The 9,613-nt window shown below is 48.1% G+C and carries 7 protein-coding genes; 3 read left to right on the forward strand and 4 right to left on the reverse strand.

The features are described 5' to 3' along the window. Positions 1-59: 59 nt before the first annotated feature. On the reverse strand, positions 60-2,636 hold the full coding sequence (locus tag Q4Q46_RS11700; protein WP_311906012.1) for a glycoside hydrolase family 15 protein: 2,577 nt from the start codon (positions 2,634-2,636) through the stop codon (positions 60-62). 258 nt (positions 2,637-2,894) lie between these two features. After that, a complete protein-coding gene (locus Q4Q46_RS11705; protein ID WP_311906013.1) occupies positions 2,895-4,547 on the reverse strand; it encodes an MFS transporter in 1,653 nt (550 codons plus the stop codon). A 677-nt stretch (positions 4,548-5,224) separates the two neighbouring features. On the opposite strand from Q4Q46_RS11705, the gene Q4Q46_RS11710 reads away from it, so the two are divergent. The 3 genes from Q4Q46_RS11710 (at position 5,225) to Q4Q46_RS11720 (ending at position 7,866) form a co-directional block, all read left to right on the forward strand. After that, positions 5,225-5,518 (forward strand): YciI family protein, encoded by a 294-nt coding sequence (locus tag Q4Q46_RS11710; RefSeq protein ID WP_259482351.1) that lies wholly within the window; start codon positions 5,225-5,227, stop codon positions 5,516-5,518. A gap of 149 nt (positions 5,519-5,667) precedes the next feature. Then, positions 5,668-6,537, forward strand: a complete 870-nt coding sequence (locus tag Q4Q46_RS11715; RefSeq protein WP_311906014.1) for an alpha/beta fold hydrolase — start codon at positions 5,668-5,670, stop codon at positions 6,535-6,537. A gap of 321 nt (positions 6,538-6,858) precedes the next feature. Continuing rightward, positions 6,859-7,866: a class I SAM-dependent rRNA methyltransferase gene (locus Q4Q46_RS11720; RefSeq protein ID WP_107404604.1), complete on the forward strand. Its 1,008-nt coding sequence runs from the start codon at positions 6,859-6,861 to the stop codon at positions 7,864-7,866. An 84-nt stretch (positions 7,867-7,950) separates the two neighbouring features. Here Q4Q46_RS11720 and Q4Q46_RS11725 read toward each other — a convergent pair whose 3' ends face one another. Together Q4Q46_RS11725 and Q4Q46_RS11730 are read right to left on the reverse strand one after the other, a co-directional pair. After that, positions 7,951-8,400, reverse strand: a complete 450-nt coding sequence (locus tag Q4Q46_RS11725) for a carboxymuconolactone decarboxylase family protein (RefSeq protein ID WP_311906015.1) — start codon at positions 8,398-8,400, stop codon at positions 7,951-7,953. Positions 8,401-8,437: 37 nt separating this feature from the next. Beyond that, entirely contained in the window at positions 8,438-9,358 is a 921-nt protein-coding gene (locus Q4Q46_RS11730; protein WP_311906016.1) for a helix-turn-helix domain-containing protein, read from the reverse strand. Between the last annotated feature and the right edge of the window lie 255 nt (positions 9,359-9,613).

Below are 9,613 nucleotides of genomic sequence, written 5' to 3' on the forward strand. Positions count from 1 at the left end.
GTTGTTCTAGCCAGCGATATACCGAATTTGTAGTTCGACTAATATGTTATTTCAATACATTATTTCAATGCCGCTGGGACGATAGGGTAGTTATCCCAGACTTGGCCGTCGGTCATCGATCGCACCAGTTTGATGTATTCGGCATGGGTCCAAGCGAGCGGCGTGGCCGAGTTAGTGCCTTGTCCGAGTTGGTAATGGTAGCGGGTGGCATCGCCGACACCGTCCCACGCTTGCTCGGGTAACATCATGCCCGCATTCGCAAAGGTTTCCATGCCCTGCACATAGGTGTTGAGCAACTGCTGCTTGGTTTGCTGGGCGTTATTGCCTGTTAGCTCACCTTTCGCTTGGGCGAGTGCTAATTCAAAATGACCGCGCTCACCGGTGAAGAAGGGCCAGACTCGGCCACGTTGATCGGCGCTGTTGCTGCCCGATTCCGCATAGTTATGGCCAGAAACCGTATCCTCACCGTAGCCGTCGTTGCCATAACGTCTAAAGCCGGGGATAGTGCTGCCATCTTTGGCGCTAAACTCGTATTTAAGGCGTAGGTTGTGCTCAAGCTCAGTATTATCAATCAGTTGAAGACTTTGATTGATGAGCTTATCGGTTGCACCGCGCACGCCATAACGCACCAGTTCTAAAAATCCGCCATCGAGGATCTGACGTTGATCTAAACCTTGCTTACCGTTATTTGCCGCCAGTGTATCGCCAGTATTTGGCTCGCCATTCGGGCTTAAACGTAAATAGTAAGGCGTGCTGACTCCGGTGCTGTTCTTCAATAGCCCTTGGGTGGTGACTAAGTGTTTTTCTAAGCTATCACTTAGGCCTTTGGCGGCGGCAAGATAACGACTACTGGAGTCGGGATCCTTGGCTTCTTTGGCGATGTCACTCGCGGCAACAAGGCCGGCAATCACGGCAGCCGTTGTTGAGGGGGAGTAACCCGCTTGTTCTTCCCAACGTTCTTGCTGGGTTTTAGGCGGGGTGATTTGGGTGTGATTCCAATCCAGATTGACCTCACCGCCGCTGATCAAAAAGTCCGCTGCACCTTTGAGCATCTCTTGATACCAGTGACTGATCTCATCAGGGGTGAGCACACCTGCTTGCCAGAGTTTCCAGCCGAGCATGATTGGCATGGCGGTTTGATCGAGCTGTACACCAACCCACTCAATTTGGCCATCCACATGGGTCTTTTGCAGGAACCAACCCGGCGTACCCGTAAAGCCGGGCGTCTTTTCGGTCACTTGCACTTTTTTCAGGTATTCGAAGGCCACTTTGGGCGTTTGGGTGTCACCCATGGCGAGGAATGCCATGGCACATTGGTAAAAGTCACGCGGCCATACCGCTTTATAGCCAGTACTCGGAACGGCTGCTGAAACCGTATCGCCCCAAGGATTAGATAACGAGGCGATCAGTGCGCCCGCATAGGTTTTATCTTCTTGCGCTTTTAAGACCATAGCACTGGTATACAGCAGCTTACCGTTATCGGTCGTGTTGTTGGCCATGTTTGTGATGGCGGGCAGCGAGCTTAAGTAATCGTGCCAGCCGACATGGGTGGCATCGCCTTTATAGGCGCTCAGCACAGCATCATAACCTGCGGCCAAGGTGGCATCGGCATTGGCTAAACTCTGGGTTTCATCTTTACCAAAACCGATGGCGAGATTAAAAGTGACGGGTTTGGCTTTGATGAGCGTAGGGTAACTCGCGGTAAAGGCGATATTGCCAACGGTCGATTTATCCTGTGCACTGGTCGTTTGATAGTGCGTATCGAGTGTGCCGTTATCGGCCAAATCGGCTAGGCCATCAGAGACGCCGACAAAGCCTGTCGTTGCCTGCACAAAATTGAGATCGGATTTCACCGTCATCACGCTGCTGTCTTTGGCGGCGGTATAGGCCACCAGCGCCTGATTACTAGCATGAGTGTTGGCATGATTGTCAGTATGAGTGTCGATGCGGCCGATATCATTGGCGCCCGCGTTATCGATATGCGGATTGACATACAAATGCGGCGTAATGCCGTCTTCAAAGGCGGTAAAGGTGACGCGCATCATTAGGGTGTCGCGGTCAGGATCGGTAAAGATATGCTTTTCAATCTGATATTTACCTTCAACATCTTTATTGATAATTTTATAGGCAAGGGATTGTGGGCGACCGTTAGCATCGGTATCTAAATATTCTATGCTGCTGATGGTGTTATCTTTTTCGGTATCGACAAAGCCATTACCCGTGACCACAAATTGCAGTTCTTTGAGCTGCGCATTGTGAATAAGACCATACATGGTTTCGGTTAAAATACCTTGGGCGAGGGAGAACCAAACGCGGCTAATGGGATTTTGCTTGGCATCTTGGTATTGACCTTGGGTGTAAGGCTCGTAAGACGTTCCAATACCGGTTTTACCCGAAAATGCCCAAGTCGGCGCTTTACCCGGTGCGCCGGGCGCAACCTGCTGCACATTTGATGCGGCATTGCCACTCATGCTCGGTGTTGCTGAATTCGATGAGGGTGAACAGGCTGTGAATCCTATTGTCCCTAATAGACTTGCGGCGACGGCAAGCGCTAGGCGGCTGCGCCTTGTTAACGTTTGTGCGTGACGGGTTTGGCTAGTGTGCAGATCCTGCTGCGGCGTAGGACTAGATTCCATCTCGTTCTCCCCAAATAATGGTTATATTTTTATAGTGATTGAATTGATATAAAAGCTTCATGCTGCGGTGAATCGCCAACTGGCCGAGTTCACCGCGCTTAATGTATCTGGCTATATGCCGACTAACTGATTGTTATCTAAAGACCTAGCATCTAACTGACTGTTATCTAACGGCCTGGCATCTAAAAGAGCCTCACTTAAGGAGATGGCACTTAATTGAGTGCCATCTTATTCAGCGCCACAGCACTTAGTGAACTGTCAGTTAACTTTGTTTGCGGCTTTTGTGGTTAAGTTGGTTTTGCTATTTACGGCGGCGCTTTGGTCATTTTGATCCACAATCTCTTGCTCAACAAAAAGTACCGCAATACCTGCGCACATCATCAAGATGCCACCTGTGATCAACGCATAAATAGGTTGACCATCGAACAGACCATTGAGCACTAAACCCAGCACACTGGCGGCGAGAAGCTGCGGGATCACAATGAAGAAGTTAAAAATCCCCATGTAAACGCCCATTTTTTGCGGGGGTAACATGCCCGACAACATGGCGTAGGGCACAGATAAAATGGACGCCCACGCGATACCGACACCTATCATAGGCAGCCATAACAGGCTTGGGTCTTTAATAAAGAAGCTAATCAACCCGATACCGCCACAGAACATATTGACCGTGTGCGTCAGTTTGATGCCGATACGCTTAGCCAGCATAGGTATAAAAATCGCGGCAATCGCGGCAAAACCATTGTAGGAGGCGAACAGCACGCCAACCCAATCTGCGCCGTCGTTGTAGGCTTGGGACAATACATCGTTGCTGCCAAAATGGTAAGACGTCACGGCAGCTGTGGTGTAAATCCACATGGCAAACAACGCAAACCAAGAGAAAAACTGCACTATCGCCAGTTGATGCATGGCTTTGGGCATATGGAATAAGTCATCGACCACGCTAAATACCATGCCGAGCTTATTGCGTTCAGCGGGTTGTGAATTGCCCAAACGCAGCGCGCAATACAGTTGCAATGGGCCAAAGGCGAAAATCCCTAAGCTTAAGATATACAGTTGCTTATCTAAATCCTGCGCCCAAATAGCGAAGGTGAGCAAGGCGCCGAGACCCATCCACACGAAGGACGCAAATTGATAATCCTTGCGGGTACGAGTGCGAGCTAAAGTTTCATCCTCTGCATCGATTTGTTTAGCGTTAAAGGCGGCTAATTCTTCGGGGGAATATTCTCTTGTCGATACGACAGTCCAAGTGACCGCGAGCAATAACACTGCGCCACCGAAATAGAAGGCATAACGCACGGAGTCGGCAATTTCACCCGCTGGTGCAGTATTAGCGACAGCAAAAAAGTGAGTCAAAATATAAGGTAAAGCTGACGCGACCACAGCGCCAATGCCGATAAAAAAGCTTTGCATGGCATAGCCTTGGGTACGCTGGCTTTTAGGTAAATTGTCACCGACGAAAGCGCGAAACGGCTCCATGGCGATGTTGATCGAGGCATCCATGATCCACAACATGCCCGCGGCAATCCACAGGGTAGGTGAGTGCGGCATGATAAAAATAGCAAGAGTGGTAAAAATCGCGCCAATCAAAAAATAAGGGCGGCGACGGCCAAGGCGTCCCCAGGTTTTATCACTCAAATAACCAATAATAGGTTGAACCAATAAACCCGTCAGCGGCGCGGCAATCCACAGAATGGGGATTTCATCGATAGATGCACCTAAGGTTTGGAAAATGCGGCTGACGTTAGCATTTTGCAGGGCAAAACCAAATTGAATGCCTAAAAAACCGAAGCACATATTAAAAATTTGCCAGAAATTCAGCTCAGGTTGTTGCTTGAATGAATGCGGCGCCTGAGGCGTGGCAGCTTGATGGCTATCTTTTTGATTAGCCTGTTGATGATTCGAAGACATTGAACTTCCTTTCTGTTGCCGGCAGTATTTCTGCCTTGAGTGCTTATTGTTTTAATTGTTTTGCCGAGCAATGGATTGGCACTGTACTTTGCTTTTATGTGGTTCGCTATTCATCACTGCAAAGAGGCTTGTGTGTAAAAGCCAGCGCATCCTCGAAACAGCTAAGAGTCTGATTCAAAGCTTGTTCGCTATGGTTTCGCGCATGCTATGAATGAGTCAGCTCTGTGAAAAAATGGCGAATATACCTCTCCCTCAGAAGCATATTCGCCGATAAATTCATTTCACATTTGGACTTAACACCTTAATTAAAACGAGTCAGTCCAAAAGAATGGCTCAAAGCCAGTCAGCAGAAAGAACTTAAGCCTGATAGTAATCCTTGTATATAACCCTATCAGAAACGACCTCACACATCTCAAACCCCACAAGCAGAGGGTGAAACGAGCGGATTTATAGTAGCCTTGCCTTGGTTTTAGGTACAACCGCTTACATACGTATTCATCATGGGTTGATAACCACACGTAAACAGAGGTGCAACCTGCTGTTGACTGTTTTTAACTTTGCTGGAGGCTAAGTTCATTTGACACTTGAGGACCGCACTATATATTAGGACCGCACTATATAGTCAGCGGGAAGAAACCTATTGTATAAGCCCCGACTTGCTGAATAAGAGGATACCTATGTTTGTTGTTTCGCTCACCTATAAAAAGCCTATTGCCGAAGTGGAGTTACATTTAGCCGCGCACATTGCCTACCTTGAGCAGTATTATGCCGCAGGGACTTTTGTCGCCTCAGGTCGCAAAGTGCCACGTACCGGCGGCGTCATCCTTGCTAAGGCTGAGAGTCGCGCGGCGCTAGAGGCTATTTTGCAGCAAGATCCTTTCTGCATTGCCGATGTTGCCGAGTTTGAAGTGATAGAGTTTGTGCCGACAAAAACCGCGCCCGGATTAGAGTCGTTAATTGAAGTGATTTAATGACCTTTTAAGGCTGTCGTAAAGACTGATATCGACAGGTTTGATTTCATCGCTAGATTTCGTAGCTTGAGCGTAAGGTGCCTAGCGGCTTAGATTGGTACGATTGAATCCGTTGAACTATAACAGTGGGGCTCGATAAGTGGGATTTGATGGATCAAATTTGGACTGAATTACAACAGGCTCAGGTTTTTAAAACCTTTTCAGATATTGGCGACCCCGCTCATTTCTACCACGCCAATGGTTTTCCATTAGGCGTTTATGCGCCCTTATTGGCCAAGTTGAAGCAAGCGTTCAGCCTTAATGCACTCGAGTTAAGGCCGACATGGCCTGATGCAGGTATGCCGCCTAAGCGCCGAGATTGGCAGCTTTATGCCGATGATTTGATCTTGCATATTGAGCGGCATTGCAGTGCGCCGATTATCGGAATTGGCCATTCAATGGGAGCATCCAGCACCATTCTTGCCGCCAATAAAAGACCTGATTTGTTTAAAGCACTGATACTAATTGAACCTGCAATGGTATCGCTCCCTATCGCTTGGTTGGCTAAGTTAATGCCTAAATCGTTAATGAATCTGACCGCGCCCGCAAAAAACACCTTAAAGAAGCGCGATGTGTGGGAAACCCGGGAGCAATATATCGAATATTGCAAAATGAGTAAGCTATACAAACGCTTTGATGATGAGGCTTTTATCGCCTTAGCTCAATTTGGGATTCATCAAAACAATGATGGCCAATTCATGTTGAAGTTTCCTAAACGATGGGAAGCGCATAACTACACTCAACCGCCGAATGTATTATCGATATTGAAGCAGATAAAGCTTCCCTGCGTCGCCATCCGAGGGAAACCGTCAGTGTTCTTTTCTGAAGCGACCTGGCAGCGCTGGCAACAGCTCACGCCGGATACAGTATTTTTAGAAGATAAGCGATATGGACATCTGCTGCCGTTAGAAAATCCATCTGCATGCTTTAGCCTTATACATCAAGGGCTCAGTGAACATAATAGTAAACGGGTGAAGTGAGTTTGAGATGCACTAAGAATGAAAGGGCACTCAGAAAACGGCTTAGGTTAAGAGCGCACTGACGCTAGCCGAAACGTGAGCGCTAGATTTCAAGCTAATGATTATTCAAATGATCAGCATGAGCGGTATCTGACCTTATATCCAACAGTGCTATCGAGAGAGCTATGCTAAGGGAGTCGGGCCCTCGTTGGAACGGGCCAAAGCCTGCAATTTAGCGCTCTTTTGGTGAATTTATCCGATATTCTGCGACCTAGTTTGTTATTATGCCGTTTTCCTTCTTGAAACCTTACGCAGGTTTCCGCTGCGCGAGTCCCGCTTTTTATGTCTATTCAAACGCTGTTATCGACGGCTCTGGCGAAACGCCATGATTTTTTACAACAAGCAGAACAGGATCAAACCGATTGTTTTCGGGTGTTCCATGGCACAGTCGAAGGCGTGAGTGGCTTGAATGTCGACCGTTACGGCGATACTTGGCTAGTGCAGAGTTTTCATCAGACCTTAACCGACGAAGAGTTGAGCGATATTAGCGCCGTTTTGCTGCAACAGACCGATTTGCCGATTGTGTATAACGACCGCTCATTAGGCAATTCCCGCGTATTGAACGCGTTATCACCGGCACTGACAGAGATCGCGAGTTCTGAGCGAGTCATGCAGGAAAATGGTATTAAGTTCAGCACTAAACTGCGCCACGAAGGACAAGATCCGCTGTTATTCCTCGATATGCGCATTGGTCGTGAATATGTGCGGGCAAACAGCCAAGATAAAACCGTGCTGAATTTATTTTCTTACACCTGCGGCATTGGTACAGCGGCAGCCATCGGCGGCGCGACTCGGGTGATGAACGTCGATTTTTCTTCCTTTGCTTTAGCGACGGGCAAAGCGAATGCGGCGTTAAATCAGGTGTCCAATGTGTGTGAGTTTGTGCAGAGTGATGCGTTTCCGGCATTGCGCCAATTGGCTGGTTTAAGTGTGGGAGGGCGCCGTAATCAAAAATTACCGAGCTACCCAAAATTGCCGCAAACCCAGTTTGATCTCGTGTTCCTCGATCCACCGCGTTATGCCAAGAGTGCTTTCGGTATTGTCGATTTGATCAATGATTATCAAGGTTTATTTAAGCCTGCATTAATGGCGACTAAAGTCGGCGGCACTATCGTTTGCTGCAACAATGTGGCGAAAGTTGAGCGCCAAGCATGGTTTGACAGTTTAGTACGCTGCGTTGAAAAACAAGGTCGTACAGTCACAGCGCACACTTGGCTTGATCCCCATGAAGATTTCCCTTCGTTCGATGACAATCATCCACTTAAAATTGTCGCGCTGACCTTAAGTTAACGGCATAGCGATACGAACGGCATAGTGATACCAACAAACAGGGCACCCGATTAGGTGCCCTTTTTATTGTCCATTTATTTGCTGCTATATGGGTTGCAAGTGGAAGGCGATCGCGATGCGGTTCCAGCCATTAATGGCAATGATTAAGCTGGTGAGGTCGACAATTTCTTTCTCGGAATAATGCTCAGTAAGCGCCGCATATTGACTGTCATGCACGGGTGCAGTAGCAACTTGGGTTAAGATTTCTGTCCAGAGCAGCGCTGCACGTTCCCGTTCATTAAAGATTCCATCGACCTCATGCCAAGCGGCAAGTAAATCTAAACGCAGCTGTTCTTCACCGTCGCTTCTGGCTTCTTCTGCGTGCATTCGCTGACAAAACGCGCAGCCATTGAGTTGCGATGCTCTGAGCTTGACTAAATGCACCAGTAATGGCGCAAAGTGGGAGTCGCCGGCTGCTTTGTCTAAGCTTAACAGTGCGTTGGCGAGTGCGGGTTGTAGCTGATAAATTTGCTGGCGTGGTATACGTTCTGACATAAAAGCCTCCTATAAGCTGAGGCTTCAATCTAAGCGGTTAGCGCGACGTAGGATTGGAGATTTGCGACATTTTACGCTTTTTGTATTGTCCTGGCGTTTGCTGTGTCACTCGCACAAAGTGTTGATGTAGATGGGCTTGATCGTAAAATCCGCAATCGAATGCAACTTGCACTAGGCTGAGGTTAGGTGATTGACTGAGTAGGTTACGGGCGACTTTGACTCTGTTTAACTGCAGTAACTGCGCTGGCGACAATCCGGTTTCTTGTTTAAATCTTCGTTCAAACTGACGACGACTTAGGGGCAGTTGTCCGTAGAAATCCTCTAAACTGGCTTGGGTTTGAATAAGCTTTGGCAAACTCGCCTGCACTAAGCCAATCCTCGCGCATTCATGCCGAGATAAGGCCGCAGTAAATTGCCGCTGGTTGAGTTGCAATAGCCAATGCTCAAGTAATGCGATGCGTCGGGCTGGTTGATTGGTTTGCGCCAGTTGTGATAGCAGTTGATCCAATCCTGTTAGCTGCAATTGCGTCGCATCAATAGCCGTCACTGATGTTGTAGACTTAATATCTTGCAGTTCAATGCCGAGTAAATGAAACGCGCCGCCGGGGTGAAAGCGAACTATCAGCAGCTCGATTCCTGGCAAAAAGGCGTGGGAATGTCGGCTTTGACCGCAATGAAACAACACTTTGGGTTCATCGCTGCTTATCGTTTGAGTTAGCGATTGTGTTGGCGTTGGGAAATAGAAATGCAGGCTAGTGCCGCCGTCCGGATAAAATGTCTGCTCAATGTTCTGCGGTAAATCGGTCGCTACGCGCAAATGAAAGTAGCGCTGCACCCAAGGGCGAAGTGGCGCTAAGGGTTTAAAATGCGTAAAGCCTAAGTGTGCGAGTTCGGTCTCGAAACGCTTAAAGCTGCGCATTTCTAATAAATCGGCCGTGTACCGCAAGATAAGCACCATAAGCAAGTAAAGGAAGGTCAGATTAATCTAACTGAGGCATTTTTGCACCTGTGTTGATTGTACGCATTTGCCTTGGGCTGGATTGAACAGTCTGTGGTGTTGGCGAGTTAGCGAGGGGATTAAAGCCTGTGTATTCGGTTCATACCGATTTGTTGACCTAATGGGCACGAACTGAATTTACGCCAACATCAACTAAGGTGCCTCGACTCTGGTTAACTTTTACATTTTGTATTGGGGTAAACAGGTGCTATCTGG

Origin of the sequence: Shewanella vaxholmensis, assembly GCF_031932135.1 — a bacterium.
Classification (GTDB): Bacteria; Pseudomonadota; Gammaproteobacteria; order Enterobacterales; family Shewanellaceae; genus Shewanella; species Shewanella hafniensis.

What these genes read in the sequence shown, in the direction of transcription:
- Q4Q46_RS11700 (WP_311906012.1), bottom strand. Translation starts at nt 2,636, where the DNA reads ATGGAATCTAGTCCTACGCCGCAGCAGGATCTGCACACTAGCCAAACC.
- Q4Q46_RS11705 (WP_311906013.1), bottom strand. Translation starts at nt 4,547, where the DNA reads ATGTCTTCGAATCATCAACAGGCTAATCAAAAAGATAGCCATCAAGCT.
- Q4Q46_RS11710 (WP_259482351.1), top strand. Translation starts at nt 5,225, where the DNA reads ATGTTTGTTGTTTCGCTCACCTATAAAAAGCCTATTGCCGAAGTGGAG.
- Q4Q46_RS11715 (WP_311906014.1), top strand. Translation starts at nt 5,668, where the DNA reads ATGGATCAAATTTGGACTGAATTACAACAGGCTCAGGTTTTTAAAACC.
- Q4Q46_RS11720 (WP_107404604.1), top strand. Translation starts at nt 6,859, where the DNA reads ATGTCTATTCAAACGCTGTTATCGACGGCTCTGGCGAAACGCCATGAT.
- Q4Q46_RS11725 (WP_311906015.1), bottom strand. Translation starts at nt 8,400, where the DNA reads ATGTCAGAACGTATACCACGCCAGCAAATTTATCAGCTACAACCCGCA.
- Q4Q46_RS11730 (WP_311906016.1), bottom strand. Translation starts at nt 9,358, where the DNA reads ATGGTGCTTATCTTGCGGTACACGGCCGATTTATTAGAAATGCGCAGC.